General features: G+C 69.3%; 18 protein-coding genes and 1 tRNA gene. 13 read left to right on the top strand and 6 right to left on the bottom strand.

Annotated elements, in window-relative coordinates; all coding sequences use genetic code 11:
* Nucleotides 1–41: 41 nt before the first annotated feature.
* The 3 genes from LI336_RS13455 to LI336_RS13445 all read right to left on the bottom strand — a co-directional run bounded on the left by LI336_RS13455 (nucleotide 42) and on the right by LI336_RS13445 (nucleotide 3,009).
* Entirely contained in the window at nucleotides 42–287 is a 246-nt protein-coding gene (locus tag LI336_RS13455; protein WP_227133649.1) for a hypothetical protein, read from the bottom strand.
* A 127-nt stretch (nucleotides 288–414) separates the two neighbouring features.
* Nucleotides 415–1,218: a TrmB family transcriptional regulator gene (locus LI336_RS13450; protein WP_227133648.1), complete on the bottom strand. Its 804-nt coding sequence runs from the start codon at nucleotides 1,216–1,218 to the stop codon at nucleotides 415–417.
* Between the two features lie 117 nt (nucleotides 1,219–1,335).
* Entirely contained in the window at nucleotides 1,336–3,009 is a 1,674-nt protein-coding gene (locus LI336_RS13445; protein ID WP_227133647.1) for a DUF255 domain-containing protein, read from the bottom strand.
* Between the two features lie 60 nt (nucleotides 3,010–3,069).
* On the opposite strand from LI336_RS13445, the gene LI336_RS13440 reads away from it, so the two are divergent.
* Together LI336_RS13440 and LI336_RS13435 are read left to right on the top strand one after the other, a co-directional pair.
* On the top strand, nucleotides 3,070–3,714 hold the full coding sequence (locus LI336_RS13440) for an FxsA family protein (protein ID WP_227133646.1): 645 nt from the start codon (nucleotides 3,070–3,072) through the stop codon (nucleotides 3,712–3,714).
* A gap of 64 nt (nucleotides 3,715–3,778) precedes the next feature.
* Nucleotides 3,779–3,852, top strand: a tRNA-Ile gene (locus LI336_RS13435).
* 213 nt (nucleotides 3,853–4,065) lie between these two features.
* Here LI336_RS13435 and LI336_RS13430 read toward each other — a convergent pair.
* Nucleotides 4,066–4,215: an FmdB family zinc ribbon protein gene (locus LI336_RS13430; RefSeq protein WP_227133645.1), complete on the bottom strand. Its 150-nt coding sequence runs from the start codon at nucleotides 4,213–4,215 to the stop codon at nucleotides 4,066–4,068.
* A 160-nt stretch (nucleotides 4,216–4,375) separates the two neighbouring features.
* Between LI336_RS13430 and LI336_RS13425 the strand changes: the two genes are divergently transcribed.
* The 4 genes from LI336_RS13425 (at nucleotide 4,376) to LI336_RS13410 (ending at nucleotide 8,583) form a co-directional block, all read left to right on the top strand.
* Complete coding sequence (locus LI336_RS13425) at nucleotides 4,376–4,513, top strand: hypothetical protein (protein WP_227133644.1); 138 nt, start codon at nucleotides 4,376–4,378, stop codon at nucleotides 4,511–4,513.
* An 82-nt stretch (nucleotides 4,514–4,595) separates the two neighbouring features.
* Nucleotides 4,596–7,748, top strand: coding sequence for an FAD-binding and (Fe-S)-binding domain-containing protein (locus LI336_RS13420; protein WP_227133643.1), 3,153 nt, complete (start codon nucleotides 4,596–4,598; stop codon nucleotides 7,746–7,748).
* A 285-nt stretch (nucleotides 7,749–8,033) separates the two neighbouring features.
* Nucleotides 8,034–8,246: a DUF7996 family protein gene (locus LI336_RS13415; protein WP_227133642.1), complete on the top strand. Its 213-nt coding sequence runs from the start codon at nucleotides 8,034–8,036 to the stop codon at nucleotides 8,244–8,246.
* Nucleotides 8,247–8,325: 79 nt separating this feature from the next.
* Nucleotides 8,326–8,583 carry a DUF8006 family protein gene (locus LI336_RS13410; RefSeq protein WP_227133641.1) on the top strand — a complete coding sequence of 86 codons (258 nt, stop codon included), beginning with the start codon at nucleotides 8,326–8,328 and terminating at the stop codon, nucleotides 8,581–8,583.
* Between the two features lie 132 nt (nucleotides 8,584–8,715).
* Here LI336_RS13410 and ahbB read toward each other — a convergent pair whose 3' ends face one another.
* Both ahbB and ilvD read right to left on the bottom strand, forming a co-directional pair.
* Nucleotides 8,716–9,768, bottom strand: coding sequence for a siroheme decarboxylase subunit beta (gene ahbB / locus LI336_RS13405; RefSeq protein WP_227133640.1), 1,053 nt, complete (start codon nucleotides 9,766–9,768; stop codon nucleotides 8,716–8,718).
* Between the two features lie 70 nt (nucleotides 9,769–9,838).
* On the bottom strand, nucleotides 9,839–11,575 hold the full coding sequence (ilvD, locus tag LI336_RS13400; RefSeq protein WP_227133639.1) for a dihydroxy-acid dehydratase: 1,737 nt from the start codon (nucleotides 11,573–11,575) through the stop codon (nucleotides 9,839–9,841).
* Nucleotides 11,576–11,710: 135 nt separating this feature from the next.
* Here ilvD and LI336_RS13395 point away from each other — a divergent pair, with 135 nt between their 5' ends.
* From LI336_RS13395 to LI336_RS13365, 7 genes are all read left to right on the top strand, one after another.
* Nucleotides 11,711–12,037 carry a hypothetical protein gene (locus LI336_RS13395; RefSeq protein ID WP_227133638.1) on the top strand — a complete coding sequence of 109 codons (327 nt, stop codon included), beginning with the start codon at nucleotides 11,711–11,713 and terminating at the stop codon, nucleotides 12,035–12,037.
* Nucleotides 12,038–12,107: 70 nt separating this feature from the next.
* Nucleotides 12,108–13,118 (top strand): beta-ribofuranosylaminobenzene 5'-phosphate synthase family protein, encoded by a 1,011-nt coding sequence (locus LI336_RS13390; RefSeq protein WP_227133637.1) that lies wholly within the window; start codon nucleotides 12,108–12,110, stop codon nucleotides 13,116–13,118.
* 82 nt (nucleotides 13,119–13,200) lie between these two features.
* Nucleotides 13,201–13,407: a hypothetical protein gene (locus LI336_RS13385; protein ID WP_227133636.1), complete on the top strand. Its 207-nt coding sequence runs from the start codon at nucleotides 13,201–13,203 to the stop codon at nucleotides 13,405–13,407.
* A 151-nt stretch (nucleotides 13,408–13,558) separates the two neighbouring features.
* Nucleotides 13,559–14,395, top strand: coding sequence for an RAD55 family ATPase (locus LI336_RS13380; RefSeq protein WP_227133635.1), 837 nt, complete (start codon nucleotides 13,559–13,561; stop codon nucleotides 14,393–14,395).
* Between the two features lie 91 nt (nucleotides 14,396–14,486).
* The gene (locus LI336_RS13375) at nucleotides 14,487–15,350 is read left to right on the top strand and encodes a hypothetical protein (protein ID WP_227133634.1); all 864 of its coding nucleotides are present in this window, start codon (nucleotides 14,487–14,489) and stop codon (nucleotides 15,348–15,350) included.
* Nucleotides 15,347–16,105, top strand: a complete 759-nt coding sequence (locus tag LI336_RS13370; RefSeq protein WP_227133633.1) for a DUF8135 domain-containing protein — start codon at nucleotides 15,347–15,349, stop codon at nucleotides 16,103–16,105. The genes LI336_RS13375 and LI336_RS13370 overlap by 4 nt, the downstream gene beginning before the upstream one ends.
* Nucleotides 16,106–16,238: 133 nt before the next feature.
* Nucleotides 16,239–16,559, top strand: a complete 321-nt coding sequence (locus LI336_RS13365) for a transcription factor S (RefSeq protein ID WP_227133632.1) — start codon at nucleotides 16,239–16,241, stop codon at nucleotides 16,557–16,559.
* Nucleotides 16,560–16,608: the final 49 nt, after the last annotated feature.

Below are 16,608 nucleotides of genomic sequence, written 5' to 3'. Positions count from 1 at the left end.
GACACCGAACGTTCTCGATACCGTTCCCGACACCGACCTTCTCAGTGTCGACTGACGTGGTACAGGACACCCCAGAGGAACGACAGGCCGACCATCACGACGATGGTTCCGGCGAACTGCCTGCTCGCCGGGACCGCCAACCCGAGCTGTCGCAGTGTTCCGATGACGAGCAGTGAGAGTTCGCCCAGCGGCGGGAGGAGCTCCCAGACGAACTTCGAGAACATCGTGCCGATGAGGAGCGTCGCGAACGCCGCGAACCCGTGCGAGGCACCCGTTGTCGCTGGCATGCCGCTATCTGACAGAGCCACGAACAAAACGGTATCGTCCGTCGACCTGTTCGGTGCTCGGCGCGAGCGCGTAGCGATACTCGTCCGCCGCCACCGAAGCCAGAGAACGGCGCTTTCGATGCCTCTTTCAGAACGAGAGCGGTTCGCCGCTCTGCCACGTCGGGTTGAACTGGTCGAAGACGTCCGCGGCGAACTCGGGGTCCTTGAGGTCGATCATCGCGAACGCTTCGGTGCCACCGAGCGGGTTGGGGACCTGGATGACGACCTCGATGTCGTCGATGAGGTTGAACGTCCCGGTGACCTCCTCGCTCGTGCGGACGTTGAAGTTCGGGTCGTCGGTGAGGCGCTCGCGGTACCGGCGGCCGACCTCCTCGCTGAGCGAGGCGACCATCTCGCGGGTCATGAGGACGTCCACGTCGACGCCACGTTCGAGGGCGTTCTCCATCTCCTCGATGATGGATTCGCCGATCTCGGCGACGTTGAACTGCGGGCTCGGGTCGCTCGCGACCATCACGATGCGGTCGTCCGCGGCCGTGAGCCGCTCCAAGAGGAGGTCGGTGGTCTCCTCCTGGCCGACCGCAGCCGTCCAGAACTGCTCCTCGACGGGTTCGGCCGCGTCGAGTTCGTCCGAGAGTTCGTCGACGATGTTCTGATACTGCTCGGCTTTCTCCTCCAGCTCGCGTTTCTTGTCCTCGAGCAGCCGGTCGAGGGCGGTCGCGGGTTCGACCGCGACGTACTTCTTCGGGCGCGAGGCGGTCTGGCTGCGGACGAGGTTGTACTGCTCGATGCTGTTCAGGACGTCGTAGATGCGACCCATCGGGACGTCGCTCGCCCGGGACAACTCTTTGGCGGTTGTCGGGCCGGTGTTGAGGAGTGCACGGTACGCTCGTGCCTCGTACTCCGACAACCCGAGGTCTCGCAGGCTGGCCATAGTAAACCCAAACAGAGTGGAGAACCATAAACACATCGGTAGTTGTAGGGCGCGCCGGCCGCGCCGGGTGGCGGACGCGACGGCGTCGAGAGCACTCAGCGACCCCGAAGCTGGCGTTTAAACCGTCTCGGCGACGAGGGCGGCGAGGTCCGCGGGCGTGCTCGCGGTACCCGCGACGTCGTCGCCCCGAGCGACCGTAGCCTCGCCGGCCGCGACGTCCGCAGCGGCGGGCACGACGACCTTCTCGTGGTCGGCCATCCGGAGTGCGGCGCGATGCAGGTCGCTCCCCGCGTCGTCGCCGACGCGGATCGAGAGCGGCGACTCCAGGTACCGGGACGCGGTCGCGGCGTACGCGGCGACGCGCACCCCGAAGCGGTCGGCGGCCCCGCCGAACGCTTCCAGCGCACGCCGGCCGATCTCGCGGTACTCGTCCTCGCCCGTGACGACCGCGAGGGAGAGCAGCGCGTCGGCGAACTCGACGTTCCCGTCGAGCGGGTACAGCGATTCGTCGAGCAAGCCCGCGCCGGACGCGGGGCCGTCGCGGAACGCGTCGTCGTCGCCGAGTTCGTCGATAGTCCAGTCGGCGACGCGACGCGCCTCGTCGACGACGTCCGCGCCCGTCACCTGGCGAGCGCGGAGGAGTGCACCGAGCACGCGCGCCTGGTCCGCGAGCACGCCCACCTCGCCGCGCGTCCCGTCCGACGCTCCACCCTCGACGGTGCCCGCTCCGTCGCCGGGCGCGACGTAGTGCGTGACCGCCCCATCGTCGTCGACGAGTGCCTCTCCGACGAAGTCGAGCGCGCGAGTCCCGTACGACCGCGCCCGTTCGTCGTCCGTGTACGCCGCGAACGCGAGGAGCGCGTCCGCCGCGAGCGCGTTCCGGTCCGCGAACACCGTCTGGTCCACGGGCGGCGCTTCGGCGTCCTCGCGGTCGGTCGCCGACCCCGCGTAGTAGTCCTCGTCGGCGGCCTGACTCCCCGCGAACGCCTCGCCCGTCCAGAGCGTCGACGCGAGGTAGTCCACGCCCGCGCTCGCCGCCTCCCGGTACGCCTCCGTGCCCGTGTAGCAGTACGCGTTCGCGAACGTTCGAATCAGCGCGGCGTTCGAGTCCAGGAGCTTCTCGTGGTGCACGTTCGACCAGTTCGCGTTCTCGGCGAACCGATAGAACCCGCCGTCGTAGTCGTCCCGGAGGTGCGCGTCGACCGCGTCGAGCGTCCGCACCGCCTGGTCGCGCTGGCGCTTCAGCGCGAACTCGACGGTCCGGGGCAGCGGGAACTTCGCGTTATCCGACCAGCCGCCGTGCTCGTCGTCGAACGAGTCGACGAGCTGGCCGAGCATCTGCTTCTCGACCTCCGGCGTCAACTCGCCGGCCGGCGGGAGTCCCTCGCGGAGCGCTCGCGGCACCGTCCCGGCGTCGACGCCCTTCGCGTTCCAGGCCTTCCGGACGCTCGTGAGCACCTGCCGGAACCCGTCCGGGCCGAGGTAACCCGCGCCCGAGAGCACGTTCCCGTCGGGCGCGAGGAACACCGTCGACGGGAACCCGCCCATGTTGTACCGCTCTCGCACCCGCGGGTGGCGGTCGGCGTCGACGCGCACGGGCACGAACCCGTCGTTGACGTTCGCCGCGATACGCGGTTCGTCGTACGTCTCCCGGTCCATCTCGTGACAGTGCGCGCACCACGTCGCCGAGAGCGACAGGAGCACGGGTTTCCCGGCGCGGTCCGCGACCGCGAACGCCTCCTCGCCCCACTCGCGCCACTCGACCTTCGTCTCCTCGGCGGACTCGTCCATACGCCGGGTTCGAGCGCGCCGAGATAAAGGGCTTTGAAGCCGGACGCGCTAGGCGGAGGTATGCTCCGGTACATCGCCGCGTTGCTCGTCATCCCGCTCCTGGACTCCATCGTCCTCGTGGCGCTGGTGGCGTCGGGGACGCTCGGAGGCGTGCAGGCGGTGGCGCTCGTCGTCCTGACCGCGCTCATCGGGATGCTGCTCGTGCGGATGGAAGGGCGGCGGACGCTCGCGAAGATACAGCGCTCGCTCGCCGAGGGGAACCCGCCGACGAACGAGCTCATGGACGCCGGCCTCCTCATCGCGGCGGGCGCGTTCCTCCTGACGCCCGGGCTCGTCACGGACGCGATCGGGATCGCGCTGACGCTGCCGCTTTCGCGCGTCCCGCTCCGGATGGCGTTGAAGAAGTACGTGGTCGTCCCGCAGCTCGACAAGCGCACTGGCGGGATGGCGTCGGGGAACGCGTGGACGTTCGGGTTCCCGAACCCGGAGGACGCGTCGGGCGGTGGCGCTGGCGGCGCGGGCGGGTTCTCCGTCAGCGGGTCGTTCGGCGGCGGCTTCGGTGGGGACGCTGACGGCTCCGGCGGGCCGTTCGCCGGCGGGGCGCGCGAGGACGACGACGGCGACGACGACACCATCGACCTCGACGAGGACTCGTTCGAGGTGGACGTCGAGGACGTCCGCGACGCCGACGACGACCGGGACTGACTCGCACCCGAACTGCAAGAAGGAAACCCTTTTATTCATCACCCATCTATCTCGGGATGCGTTCGGGCGGATAGCTCAATCAGGTTGAGCGCCACTCTGATAAGGTGGAGGTTCTCGGTTCAAATCCGAGTCTGCCCACTTCTGCGACGAACACAAAACGACGAGCGTAGCGAGTCGTTCGTTCGCGGGAGAAGTACAACCGAGTGATTTGAATCAGGGAGCGAAGCGAGCGTGGCGAGTGGAGTGACCGTGGTTCAGGATCCGAGTCTGCTCGCTTCGCTGCTGTCGTAAACGAGGAGCGTAGCGACTTGGCGGGTTCCGGGGGGTGGGTCGGGGTGCGGTGGCGTCGTGCTACCAGTCGATGCGTTCGACGCTGTAGCCGCCGCATTCGGGGCAGACGTGGTGTTGGACGTCGTACCCGTTCTCGCATGCGAGGCACGCGTATTCGGGGCGCGCGTCGTCCTCGCTGAAGGCATCCATCACGCGGTCGAGTGTTCCCATCTGGACGCGTCTGACGCCTCGCGTTGACATAATGGTTCTGTCTAAATTACTGGCCGATTAGGTGTGTTTGGTCTCTGGTGTGTTGGGTCGCTGTCTTGCGGTTTTCACTTTCACCGTGCATGGCGTGGGTTTAGGGTCGTTCCGTCCGTATTGACTGGGTATGAGTGCGGAAGACGACGTTCGTGAGGCGTTGGAGGCGGCGCAGCTCGCGGTGGCCGCCGACGACTACGACTCGCTGGAGCGGGCGGGCCTGGAGCTCGTCGGGTTGGCGCGGCGCCGTCGTCACGAGGACGACTGACGGCCGAGCGCCGTCGCTATCGCTGGCGGTCGCGTGGCCGTGCGGCGTGGCGGTTAAGGCGTCGCGAGTCGACGCGTCTGTCATGGCGACGGAGCCGAACGCGCCTGGGCGAGCGCGCGACGAGGCGTCGGGGTACGATTACGCGAGCGACCGCGTCGAGCGCCCGGAGCTGGCGTCGGCGTTACGCGAGCGCGTCGAGGGCGAGGTGCGGTTCGACGAGTACTCGCGCGAGCTGTACGCGACGGACGCGAGCCTGTACTCGGTGACACCGGTCGGTGTCGTGTTTCCGTCGAGTACGGCGGACGTGGCCGCTGTGTTGTCGTTCTGTGCGGACGAGGATATCGCGGTGTTGCCGCGTGGTGGCGGGACGAGTCTCGCGGGGCAGACGGTGAACGAGGCGGTGGTGCTCGACTTCACGACGCACATGAACGCGGTCCGCGACGTCGACCCGGCGGGGCGGCGTGCGGTCGCGCAACCCGGCGTCCTCCTCGGGGACCTGAACCGGCGGCTCGCCGAGTTCGACCTGAAGTTCGCGCCGGACCCGGCGTGGGGCGACAAGTCCGCGCTCGGTGGGGCGGTCGGGAACAACTCGACGGGGTCGCACTCGCTGAAGTACGGGAAGACGGACGCGTACGTCGAGTCCTGCGAGGTGGTGCTCGCGGACGGCACTGTCACGGAGTTCGGGGCGGTATCGGTCGCGGAGGCACGCGAGAAGGCGGCGGGCGACGACCTCGAAGCGGGCATCTACGCGAAGGTACTGGAGATACTGGACGAGGACGCGGACCTGCTCCGGGAGCGCTACCCGGACCTGAAGCGGTCGGTGTCGGGGTACAACCTGGACTGGCTCGTCGAGGACTACGCGGGCGGCGAGCGCGGCGTCGGCGAGCCCGACGGCGAGGGCGACGTCGTGAACCTCGCGAAGCTGCTGTGTGGGAGCGAGGGGACGCTCGCGGTCGTCACCGAGGTCGAGATCGCGCTGGAGCCGGTCCCGGAGACGAAGGCGGTCGCGCTCCTGTGTTACGACGACCTCGTCGAGGCGATGCGGGACGTCGCGCCCATCCTCGAGCACGACCCGGCGGCGGTCGAACTCGTCGACGACGTCCTCCTGGAGCTGGCGCGGGAGACGCCTGAGTTCGCTGACGTCGTCGGGATGCTCCCCGAGGGTGCGAGCGACGTCCTCCTCGTCGAGTTCTACGCCGAGGACGACGCGGCGGGCGAGCGCGCGGTCGCGGAACTGCTCGCGGACCGCGTCCCGAACGCGGACGCGACGGGCGACCCGGGTGCGGGTGCGGTGACGACCGGCGACGAGCCGCGGGCGGTCGCTGGCCTGGAGGCGCACGAGGCGAGCGAGCGCGAGCGGTTCTGGAAGCTCCGCAAGAGCGGCCTCCCGATTCTGCTGTCGCGGACGTCGGACGCGAAGCACGCGTCGTTCATCGAGGACGTCGCCATCCCGCCCGAGCACCTCCCGGAGTACGTCGCGGCCTTCCAGCGCGTGCTCGACGAGCACGACACGTTCGCGTCGTTCTACGCGCACGCCGGCCCCGGCGTGCTGCACGTCCGGCCGCTCGTGAACACGAAGACGATCGAGGGCGTGGAGACGATGCGCTCGATCGCTGACGCCGTGACGGATCTCGTCGTCGAGTACGGCGGGTCGGTCAGCGGCGAGCACGGCGACGGCCGGGCGCGAACGGAGTGGAACCACAAGCTGTTCGGCGACGAGGTCTGGGAGCGCTTCCAGGAGGTGAAGTCGGCGTTCGACCCCGAGTGGCGACTGAATCCCGGACAGGTGTGTGGGGACGTGGAGATGACCGAGCACCTGCGGAGCGGTCCCGGCGACGACTTCGACGTGGGGTTCGAGCCGGCGCTCGCGTGGGAGAACGAGAACGGCCTGCAGGGGATGGTCGAGCTCTGTCACGGCTGCGGTGGGTGTCGTGGCCCGCAGGAGACGACCGGTGGCGCGATGTGTCCGACGTATCGCGCCGCGGAGGAGGAGGTGACGAGCACGCGCGGTCGTGCGAACCTCCTCCGGGAGGCGATGCAGGGCGACCTCCCCGAGGACGCCCACTTGAGCGACGAGTTCCGCGAGGAGGTCCTCGACCTCTGCGTGGGCTGCAAGGGCTGCAAGCGCGACTGCCCGAGCGGCGTGGACATGGCGAAGCTGAAGGCGGAGGTGACGCACGCGCACCACGAGCGCGAGGGGGCGTCGCTCCGCGAGAAGGCGTTCGCGAACGTCGACGCGCTCGCGCGAGTGGGGAGTGCGCTCGCGCCGGTGTCGAACTGGCTCGCGAAGGCCCCAGGGGCGCGGACGCTCCTGGAGCGCACCGTCGGCATCGGCACGGAGCGACCGCTCCCGTCGTTCGAACGGACGACGTTCCGCGACTGGTTCGAGGCGCGCGGCGGGAGCGCGGTCGCGCCGGGCGAGGCGACGCGGTCGGTCGTCCTGTTCCCGGACACGTACACGAACTACACGAACCCAGGTGCAGGCAAGGCGGCGGTGCGCGTCCTGGAGGCCGCGGGCGTGCACGTCGTCGTCCCCGGCGACGTGACGGACACGGGGCGGCCCGCGCACTCGATGGGGTTCCTCGACCAGGCGCGCGAGACCGCGAGCGAGGTCGTCGAGGCGCTCGCGCCGTACGTGCGCTCGGGGCGCGACGTCGTCGTCGTCGAACCCTCGGACGCGGTGATGCTCCAGTCGGACTACCACGACCTCCTCGGCGCAGACGCCGACAGCGCGTCGACGTCGAGGGACGCGGAAAGCGTGGCCGCGATGGAGGCAGTCAGTGGGGCGACGTACGGCGTCTGCGAGTACCTGAACGCGTTCTCGCTCGACGACCGCGTCGCGTGGCGCGACCCCAGCGAGCACGACGCTTCGGCCGACTCCGGCGAGCACGTCGCGTACCACGGGCACTGCCACCAGCAGGCGACGAAGAAGGACCACCACGCCGTCGGCGTACTCCGGCGCGCGGGCTACCGCGTGGACGCGCTCGACTCGGGGTGCTGTGGGATGGCGGGGAGCTTCGGGTACGAGCGCGAGCACGAGGCGATGAGTTCCGCCATCGCGGACATCCTCTACGACCAGGTCGACGCGAGCGACGCGGACTCGGTGATCGCACCCGGGGCGTCCTGTCGGACGCAGCTCGCGGCGCGCGAGGACGCCGACGCGTACCCGCCGACGCCGGTCGAGGCGCTCGCGGCCGCGCTCCCGGACGCGCGAAGCGGCGGCGAGCAGCGGTGACGGGAGCGGCCGAACACCGACCGCCGGCCGTCGAACCGGCGGACGGAACACGCAACCGAATCAGCCGTCTCCGCGGCTGTGCGGACCACTTACAGGACCCCCGTGCGAATTAAGGGTGTCCGGTCCGTTACGTCTCACTGGACGCACGTGCACGCTCCATGGTTCGTACGTCCCGTGCGTCCACCCCTTTGTGCGGCCGACGCCAGGACCGAGAGCGTCGAGTGAGTCGGGTCGTGGTCGGACCGCGACCGATGGGTTGAGGCACGTTCGGTCCAATCGTCGCGTATGGACGTAGCGACGCTCGGCGACGAGCGCATACAGGTCGGGCTCACCGTCCTCGCCGGTATCGTCGTCCCGGGACTCGCGAAGTTCGCGCTCACCGCCGCGGGCTACTCGCTCCTGGGGACGATCGCGTGGACGTGGGGGTTCTCGGCCATCGTCACCCTGTTCTGGCATCGCTGGATTCGATCGCTCGAGCTCACCGGGCCGACCGCGTGAGTCCCCTGACGGCGACCGACGAACGTGGTCGCGGTATCGTTACGATTAAGACCGCTTCGTGGCGAGTTACGACCTAGGAATGATGGACATCGCGCTCCAGATCGTCGACAACTTCCTGCTCCAGTACAACGTTGGGCAGGCGCTGCTCTTGCTGTTGATCGTGTCCGTCCTCGGCGCGCTGCCGCTGAAGTCGATGAAGCTCGTCGGGTTGACGATGGTGACGTTCGGCGCCATCTTCGTCCTCACGCCCGGGTCGCTCGCACCGATCCAGTACAAGTTCCTCGGGCTCGGCCTCCTGTTCGTCGGCCCGATGATCCTCGTCGCGTCGCGGAAGTAACGGTTCGGTCGCGGCCCTGCATCGCGTCGATCGGGGCGAGTTGCGTCGGTCTGAACGAGTTGCGTCGGTCGGAACGAATGGATTCGGTGAAGCGTACCGGTCGCGGTCGTCGGCGCCGGGACCGCTCGCGGGCTAGTTCATGAGGTCTTCGTACTGCGCGCCGGTCTGCTTCAGTGTCTCCGTGGAGTAGAGGCGTTCGTGCTCGTAGGGGAGGTGGTCGGTGGCGAGTTCGTCGATCTTCGCGTCGACGACGTCGGCCTCGCGACCGTGGATCATCGTGAAGAGGTTGTACTCCCAGTCGAGTTCGGGTCTGCGCGGTCGGTGATAGCAGAGCGTGACGTAGGGGAGTGCGCCGACGGCTTCGCCGCGCGCGTCGAGTTCGTCGTCGGGAACCGACCAGACGACCATGCAGTTGTTCCGGAACCCGGTGACGACGTGGTTGACGACGCACCCGATGCGTTTGATGCAGTTCGCGTCCCGGAGGCGTTCGATGGCGGCGGTGACGTCGTCGACGGCGACGTCGCCGTGGTCGCCGGTCGCGGCGAGGTCGTCGGCGAGGTCGCGGTACGGCGTCCGCGAGACGGGGAAGCCGTCCTGGATGGCGAGGAGGAGGGCGGCGTCGAACGCGGAGAGGTCGCCGGTCGCGTTCTCGCTGATGCGGGTCGCTGAGACGTCCGTCGAGTCGAGGCTCTCGCGCGCGAACCGGTCGTCGTTGACGACGGGGAACTCGAGGTCGATGTAGTAGTCCGTGAGCATCGGGAGGTTCAGGACCTCGCAGCCGGTCTCGGCCTCGATCTCGGCGAGTATCGCGTCGCGTTTCCCGCGGGAGCCGGCGGTGACGACGAACCACATGTTCCACTCGTGGTCCCGGCGGTAGTTGTGATTCACCTGCTGGTAGGCGTTGATCGTCTCCGCTATCTCGTCGAAGCGGTCATCGGGCGCGCTGACGGCGGCGAGCGTCGACGACCCGATGACGGGCGGGTTGAGGACGGCACCGAACCGTCGGAAGACCCCCGCCTCGAGCAGTTCGGTCGTCCGCTCGAACGCGTCCGCTTCGGTGGTGCCGATGGCGTCGGCGACCGCGCGGAACGGGCGTGCTTCGACGGGGAAGTCGCTCTGGTACTCGTCGATGAGGCGAGCGTCCACGTCGTCGATGCGGTCGCGCCAGTCCCCCTCCAGACTCATTGCTCGTGCTTGGGGCTCGCGGGCTTTAGCCTCCGCGGAATCGGCACGGCCGCGGGGGCCGTGTCGAGTCCTACTCGTCGCGCTTCGCGGCTGGGTTCGTGACGGCGCCGTTGGCGGCCGAGTCCATGTCGCGGCCGTACTTCGCGAGGACGCCGGAGGTGTAGGCGGGGTCGGGCGTCTCGCGGGCGTCGAGGCGCTCCGCTATCTGGGAGTCAGTGAGGTCGACCTCGAGGGTACGGTCTGGGACGTCGACGGTCACGGTGTCGCCGTCCTCGATCGCGCCGATGGGGCCGCCGACGAACGATTCGGGCGCGACGTGCCCGATCATCGGGCCGCGCGTGCCGCCCGAGAAGCGGCCGTCGGTCAGGAGGGCGACGTCGTCCTCGTGGCCGGCGCCGACGACGGCGGCGGTGACGCCGAGCATCTCGCGCATCCCGGGGCCGCCCTGGGGGCCCTCGTTCCGGATGACGATGACGTCGCCGCTCTCGATGTCGCCTTCCTGGACGTACCGCATCGCGTCCTCCTCGTTCTCGAAGACGCGAGCGGGGCCCTCGTGGTGGAAGGCGTCGTCGCCCGTGACCTTCAGGACGCTACCGTCGGGTGCGAGGTTGCCCTTGAGGACCCGGATGGCGCCCTCTGCCTGGTAGGGGTCGTCGACGCTGTAGAGGAAGTCGGCGTCCGCGGCTTCGACCGCGTCGCGCGAGGGCAGGTGGCCGGACGCCTCGAGGTGCTCTAGTTCCTCGGCGATGGTGCGGCCGGTGACGGTGGCGGCGTCGCCGTGGATGAGGCCGGCGTCGTGGAGGCGGCGGAGGACGACCGGGACGCCACCGAGTTCGTGGAGGTCGTTCATCACGCGCGTCCCGCCGGGCTGGAGGTTCGCGATCTTCGGCGTGCGCTGGCTGATCTCGTCGAAGTCGTCGATGTCGAGGTCGACGCCGGCTTCGGCGGCGAGCGCGAGCAGGTGGAGGACCGCGTTCGTGGAGCCGCCGATGGCGACCTGGAGCGCGATGGCGTTCTCGAAGCTCTCGCGCGAGAGGATGTCGCTGGGGCGGCGGTCCGCGTGGACGGCGTCGAGCGCGAGTTCGCCGGCGCGTTCGGCGACGTCGTAGCGCGCGTCGGACTCGGCGGGCGCGCTCGCGGACCCGAGCGGCGCCATCCCGAGCGCCTCCGAGATGGAGGCCATCGTGTTCGCGGTGAACATCCCGCCACAGGAGCCAGCGCCCGGGCACGCCGACCGCTCGAGGTCGTCGAGCTCGTCCTCGCTCATCGAGCCTTCGGCGACGGCGCCGACGCCCTCGAAGACGTTCTGGATGGTGACCTCGCGGCCGTCGTGCTCGCCTGGCATGATGGAGCCGCCGTAGAGGAAGACGCTCGGGAGGTCGGTGCGGATGCTCGCCATGAGCATCCCGGGGAGGTTCTTGTCGCAGCCGGCGACGGTGACGAGCGCGTCGAGGCGTTCGCCGAACGCGACAAGTTCCACCGAGTCCGCGATGACCTCCCGCGAGACGAGCGAGGCCTTCATGCCCTCCGTGCCCATGGAGATGGCGTCAGAGATGGTGATGGTCCCGAACTCGATGGGCATCCCTTCGGACGCGTCGACGCCCTCGATGGCGGCGTCGGCGACGTCGTCCAGGTGGACGTTGCAGGGCGTGACGTCCGCGGCGGGGTTGGCGACGCCGACCATCGGCGCGGAGAGGTCGTCGTCGTCGAATCCCATCGCGCGGAACATCGCTCGGTGTGGGGCGCGCTCGGTGCCCTCGGTGACCTCGCGACTCCGGAGGTTCTCGGGCTTGTCGTGTTCGCTCATGTCCCGGGTGAAGCGCCCGCCCGCCTTAACTCCGGCCCCCTCGACAGACGTTGCTGTCACGGCGGTCGGCGAGCGAACCGATTCGGTCCCGGGATGGCATCAAGACATTCGTCCCCGCCGCGAGAACGCGGTGGCGTGCGACCGGTTCGTCGGAGCGGAACGCGCTCGGTGCGGGAATCACTGGCCGCGGCAGCGACGGCCGCGGCTGGCGTCGTCGTGCTCGCCGTCACCGTCCTGGGCGGGGCGTGCACGCAAGTGGGCTGCGCGAGGGACACCGGCGTCGCGTTCGACGGCGTCTCACTCTCCGCGTGGGCGATACGCTGGCAGGAGAGCTGCAACAGCTGCGGGGCGAGCCTGACGCCGGTGCTCGCGGGCGTCGTACTCCTCGTCGTCGGCGGGTGCTGGCTGGGCTGGACCGCGACGCGCGCCGGCGACCGTGGGCGGTTCGACGACCACGAGTGACTCGGGTTCCGTCACCGGACGTGGTTGCCACCGCCGAAACCCCTTGCACCTCCCGCCCCAACGTTCGGGTATGGTCACGGTCTCGGCGGGTGCGCGCCTGCACTTCGGGTTCCAGAACCTGTCGCTCGCGCACGACCGCCTCTACGGTGGCGTCGGCGTCGGCCTCGCCGAGCCCCGCGTCGCGGTCAGCGCCGTCGCCGCGGACGCGGTTTCGGTGGACGCAGCGGCGGACGCGATGCCAGTAGTTGGCGGCGACGAACGCGCGGACCTCGACGCAGCGCGCCGGTACGCGGAGCGCGCCGTCGACGCCCTCGACGTCCCCGGCGCGCACGTCACCGTCGAGCGCGCGCTCCCCCGACACGTCGGCCTCGGGAGCGGCACGCAGCTCGCGCTCGCGACGTACGCCGCCGTCGCGCGAGCGAACGACGTCGACCCGACGCCGCGCGAGCACGCCCCCGTCCTCGGTCGCGGCGGCCGCAGCGGCGTCGGCGTCGCCACGTTCGAAGCCGGTGGGTTCGTCGTCGACGCCGGCCACCCCACCGCGCGGTTCACGACCGACGAACCCGCCCGCGGCGAGTGGGAGACGCCGCCAGTGGTCGCGCGCCACCCGCTCCCTGCCGACTGGCGGTTCGTCCTCGTCGTTCCCGAGGGCGACGCCGGCCGCAGCGGCAGCGAGGAGGCGGCGAGCATGCGCAGCGTCGTCGAGCGCGCCGACCCCGCGGTCGCCGACGCCGTCGCCGGCACCCTCACACGCACGCTCCTGCCCGCCGCCGCGACCGACGACCGCAAGCGGTTCGCCGACGGCATGGCCGAACTCGGCCGCAAGAACGGCGCGTGGTACGCGGACGAGCAAGGCGGCGTCTTCCGCCCGCCCGTCGGCGAAGTCGTCGAAGCGCTCTCGCGGAGCGACGCCGTCGGCGGCGTCGGCCAGAGCTCGTGGGGGCCAGCGGTGTACGCACTCACCGACACCGCGCACGTCGAGGACGCGCTCGACGCCGCCCACCGCGCGCTCGACGCCGCCGGCGTCGACGGCGAGACGATGGCGGTCGCACCCGCCAGCGACGGTGCACGGATCGAATAAGAACCCCACAGCACCCCGAGACCAGGCACGCGGACCGCTCCCCGACGTACGCATTCATTATGTCGCGAGGCGTCACTATCGCATGGACACCAACACCCGCCTCCAACTCCTCGCGTCCGCGCTGTTCACCATCGGCGTCCTCGCCTTCGCACTCAGTGCCACGTCCCTCGACAACGTCGGCCTCACCCCGGACGACGCCTTCTCGACCGGCGTCGTCCTCACCAGCGTCGGCTTCGTCATGCTCGCAGACCTCCGCCGCCGCGCACGCCGCACCACCAAGTCCGCCTAACCAACCACGGACACTCCAGAACGACCACCTCGCAACAGCCGTCTGCTCGCGCGAGCAAACGACATCAGAAACGGCGTCCTGCCGGACGCCGTACGCTCGTGCGGCCCGTAGTGCCGTAAGACAGTTACCACCTGCTCTCCACGGTGCGTGCATGGAGCGGCTCCCGTTCGGTATCTCGCGGCTCGACTCGATGATCGACGGCGGTGCGCCGCCGGGGAGTGTCGTCCTCCTCGCCGGCGAGGTAGGCGCGGGCGCTCGCGAGTTCGTGTACACGAGCGTCGCGATGAACGGGCTGGCCCACGCCAACGCCGAGTTGTTCGACCTCTACTACGGCGGCCTGCACGGGAACGCCGTCGTCCCCGACGACATCCACTACCTGTCGTTCACCGAGGAGCGGGACGCCATCGTCTCCGAGATGCAGTTCGCGATGGACGACGACATCGTCGACGCGGCCGCCGAAGCGATCTCGTTCGCGGACTTCTCCACGGAGTACTTCCAGCTGTCGCAGGTGCCCCGAGAGTGGTACGCGAAGGAGACGCGGAAGATAACGGAACTCGGAAACCGGAACGACCGCCGCGGGACCATGGACGCCGTCGGCGAGTACATGAACGACCACGCGAGCGGGAGTCTCGTCGTCGTCGACTCCGTCACCGACCTCGTGTCCGCGGCGAGCGACGAGATGGACTGGAACGAGATCACGCTCCTCATGAAGGGCTTGAAGAAGGCGAGCTACGAGTGGGGTGGGCTCGTCCTCCTGCTCGTGAACACCGAAGCGCTCTCCGAGCGCGAACTCGGCGGGCTCATGGAGTCGACGGACGGCTCGCTGCTGTTCGAGTGGGAGTCCGGCGGCAGCGAGCGTGCGCGAACGCTCGTCGTCAAGCAGTTCCGCGGCGTGCTGTCGCGCCTCGAAGAGGAGAACATCATCCAGTTCGAGACCGACATCAGCGACGCCGGGTTCGACATCAGCGACGTCCGGAAGATCCGCTGACGGGGAACCGCCGGAAGCAACCGCGTCGTCCTCGCCACACCAGTTGATTTTGCAACAACCCTTAAGCACCTTAAGACCGAAATCCAGGCGAATGGCGAGCGAGGAGCACGTCAACGTCTCTATTCGACTCCCGCCGGACCTCGAGGAGTGGCTCGACCAGCAAGCCGTCGAGATGGACCGGAGTCGCGAGGACGTGATCCGAGAGCTCGTCGCCGCGTTCCGTTCGATGACGGAGAGCGACGCAGAGGACGGCGTCCTGACGGCCGAGGACCTCGACGGGGTCGTCGACGAGGAAGCGCTCGAAGCGTACGTCGAGACAGCGGCGTTCGAGGACGCGCTCGACGAGCAACGCGAGGGGTTCGAGGACCTCCTGAGCGACGTCCGCAAGCGCGTGGTGCAGGTCAAACGCGAGGCGGACGCGAAGGCGCCAGCGGACCACGGGCACGGGGACCTCGAGGAGCGCGTGGACGCGATGGCGGCGGACGTCGCCGACCTCTCCGAGACCGTCGACCGCGTCGAGGACGACCTGGACGCGGGGTTCGAGAACTTCGAGGACGTCCTCGAGTACCTCACCGAGACGGCCGACGAGCTGGAGACGAAGACGGGGACGCTCGCTCGCGTGCTCGTGGACGTTCGCTCGGAGGTGAAGCGGTTGAGTCTCCAGGAGTCCCGTCGTGCGGAGGCGGAGACGCTCAAGTTGGCGGCGAACCGCGAGGGCATCCGGACGGCCAAGTGCGAGGAGTGCGAGTCGCCCGTGGACGTCTCCCTGTTGTCGATGCCGGAGTGCCCGCATTGTGCGAGCACGTTCAACGACGTGGAGAAGCGCTCCGGGTTGTTCTCCTCGCACCGCCTCGTCACTGGGGACCCGCCGGCGCTCCCGGAGGGCCACGACGACGACCTGAACGCGGACCTCGCCGAGGAGCTCGCGGAGCAAGCCGAGGAGGCGCCGGAATGACCGGGGACGACGAGCGTCCCGACGTGCCGGACGTCGAGACGGGCGACGAGCGAACCGAGGTCGAGGACGGCGACGACGAGGCCGGGTGGACGTTCGACGAGGGAATGGACGACGGTGACGGGACCGGGGCCGTCGACGACCACGAGGCCGCGAGTGGAGCGTCGGATGCGTCGACGGGAGAGCCCCTCGGTGGGTTGCGTGACCGCGTCCAGGGCGAGGACGACGATGCGGCGCCGCCGACGTTGTTCCCGGAGGAGTCGCCCACGGCCGCTGCGACGGGCGGTGAGGAGAGCGACGCGTCGCTGGCCGACGACGACGCTGGCGACGAAGGGGCCGCGGTCGACCGTGGCGACGACGAGACCGTGGTCGAGGACGTTCCGGGAGTACCCGACGAGGACCGCGATCGGCCGCTCGGTGACATCGCGGCCGGGGTCGAGGGGCGTCGCGAGCGGAAGACGAAGGCCGACGAGGCGCTGTTCGACGAGGTGGACGTCGGCGAGTTGGACGCGGACGAGCTCTGGGCGCAGGTGGAGACCGACGAGCCGACCGTGGAACCGCGTGGCGAGCGCGAGATCCGGGAGGTCCAGAAGCGCAAGTACTGCTCGCAGTGTCCGTACTTCGCCGAGCCGCCGGACGTCGGGTGCTCGCACGAGGGGACGGACATCCTCGAGCAGGTGGACATGGAGCACTTCAAGGTCGCGGACTGTCCGGTCGTCCTGGAGGACGAACGCCTCGAGGACGTGACGACGGAGTAAGCCGTAGACGGCGGGGAACGTGGCGGCCGGGTAGGGCACCTGGTGCGGGACGTGACCGCGGAGTAGCCCAGGGCGGTGCGGGGCGTCGTCGCGAAGACGTTACAATCGAGTACCTCGAAGGTCCAGGGTACGTATGCAATTCTGCGACGAGTGCGGGTCGATGATGAAGACCGACGGCGACGAGTGGGTGTGTTCGTCCTGCGAGGCGACCGAGTCCCGCGGGGGCGACGAGAGCGAGTACGTGTCGACGGACGCCCAGTCGGACGCGGAGGTCATCGAGACGGAGGAGAACGCGGACTTCGAGGGGAAGCCGACGGCGACGGACGTGCGCTGCGACGAGTGCGGGACCGAGGAGGCGTGGTACTACATCCAGCAGACGGCGAGTGCGGACGAGCCGCCGACGCGGTTCTTCAAGTGTACGGAGTGCGGGAAGAAGTGGCGCGGGTACAACTGAGCGGTGGCTCGCCGCCCCCAACTGGAAACAGATAATTAATTACTACGAT

This window comes from Halorubellus salinus, from assembly GCF_020567525.1.
Classification (GTDB): Archaea; Halobacteriota; Halobacteria; order Halobacteriales; family Natrialbaceae; genus Halorubellus; species Halorubellus salinus.
This window is presented reverse-complemented; position numbering and strand designations above follow the sequence as displayed.

What these genes read in the sequence shown, in the direction of transcription:
- LI336_RS13455 (WP_227133649.1), bottom strand. Translation starts at nt 287, where the DNA reads ATGCCAGCGACAACGGGTGCCTCGCACGGGTTCGCGGCGTTCGCGACG.
- LI336_RS13450 (WP_227133648.1), bottom strand. Translation starts at nt 1,218, where the DNA reads ATGGCCAGCCTGCGAGACCTCGGGTTGTCGGAGTACGAGGCACGAGCG.
- LI336_RS13445 (WP_227133647.1), bottom strand. Translation starts at nt 3,009, where the DNA reads ATGGACGAGTCCGCCGAGGAGACGAAGGTCGAGTGGCGCGAGTGGGGC.
- LI336_RS13440 (WP_227133646.1), top strand. Translation starts at nt 3,070, where the DNA reads ATGCTCCGGTACATCGCCGCGTTGCTCGTCATCCCGCTCCTGGACTCC.
- LI336_RS13430 (WP_227133645.1), bottom strand. Translation starts at nt 4,215, where the DNA reads ATGGGAACACTCGACCGCGTGATGGATGCCTTCAGCGAGGACGACGCG.
- LI336_RS13425 (WP_227133644.1), top strand. Translation starts at nt 4,376, where the DNA reads ATGAGTGCGGAAGACGACGTTCGTGAGGCGTTGGAGGCGGCGCAGCTC.
- LI336_RS13420 (WP_227133643.1), top strand. Translation starts at nt 4,596, where the DNA reads ATGGCGACGGAGCCGAACGCGCCTGGGCGAGCGCGCGACGAGGCGTCG.
- LI336_RS13415 (WP_227133642.1), top strand. Translation starts at nt 8,034, where the DNA reads ATGGACGTAGCGACGCTCGGCGACGAGCGCATACAGGTCGGGCTCACC.
- LI336_RS13410 (WP_227133641.1), top strand. Translation starts at nt 8,326, where the DNA reads ATGATGGACATCGCGCTCCAGATCGTCGACAACTTCCTGCTCCAGTAC.
- ahbB (WP_227133640.1), bottom strand. Translation starts at nt 9,768, where the DNA reads ATGAGTCTGGAGGGGGACTGGCGCGACCGCATCGACGACGTGGACGCT.
- ilvD (WP_227133639.1), bottom strand. Translation starts at nt 11,575, where the DNA reads ATGAGCGAACACGACAAGCCCGAGAACCTCCGGAGTCGCGAGGTCACC.
- LI336_RS13390 (WP_227133637.1), top strand. Translation starts at nt 12,108, where the DNA reads ATGGTCACGGTCTCGGCGGGTGCGCGCCTGCACTTCGGGTTCCAGAAC.
- LI336_RS13385 (WP_227133636.1), top strand. Translation starts at nt 13,201, where the DNA reads ATGGACACCAACACCCGCCTCCAACTCCTCGCGTCCGCGCTGTTCACC.
- LI336_RS13380 (WP_227133635.1), top strand. Translation starts at nt 13,559, where the DNA reads ATGGAGCGGCTCCCGTTCGGTATCTCGCGGCTCGACTCGATGATCGAC.
- LI336_RS13375 (WP_227133634.1), top strand. Translation starts at nt 14,487, where the DNA reads ATGGCGAGCGAGGAGCACGTCAACGTCTCTATTCGACTCCCGCCGGAC.
- LI336_RS13370 (WP_227133633.1), top strand. Translation starts at nt 15,347, where the DNA reads ATGACCGGGGACGACGAGCGTCCCGACGTGCCGGACGTCGAGACGGGC.
- LI336_RS13365 (WP_227133632.1), top strand. Translation starts at nt 16,239, where the DNA reads ATGCAATTCTGCGACGAGTGCGGGTCGATGATGAAGACCGACGGCGAC.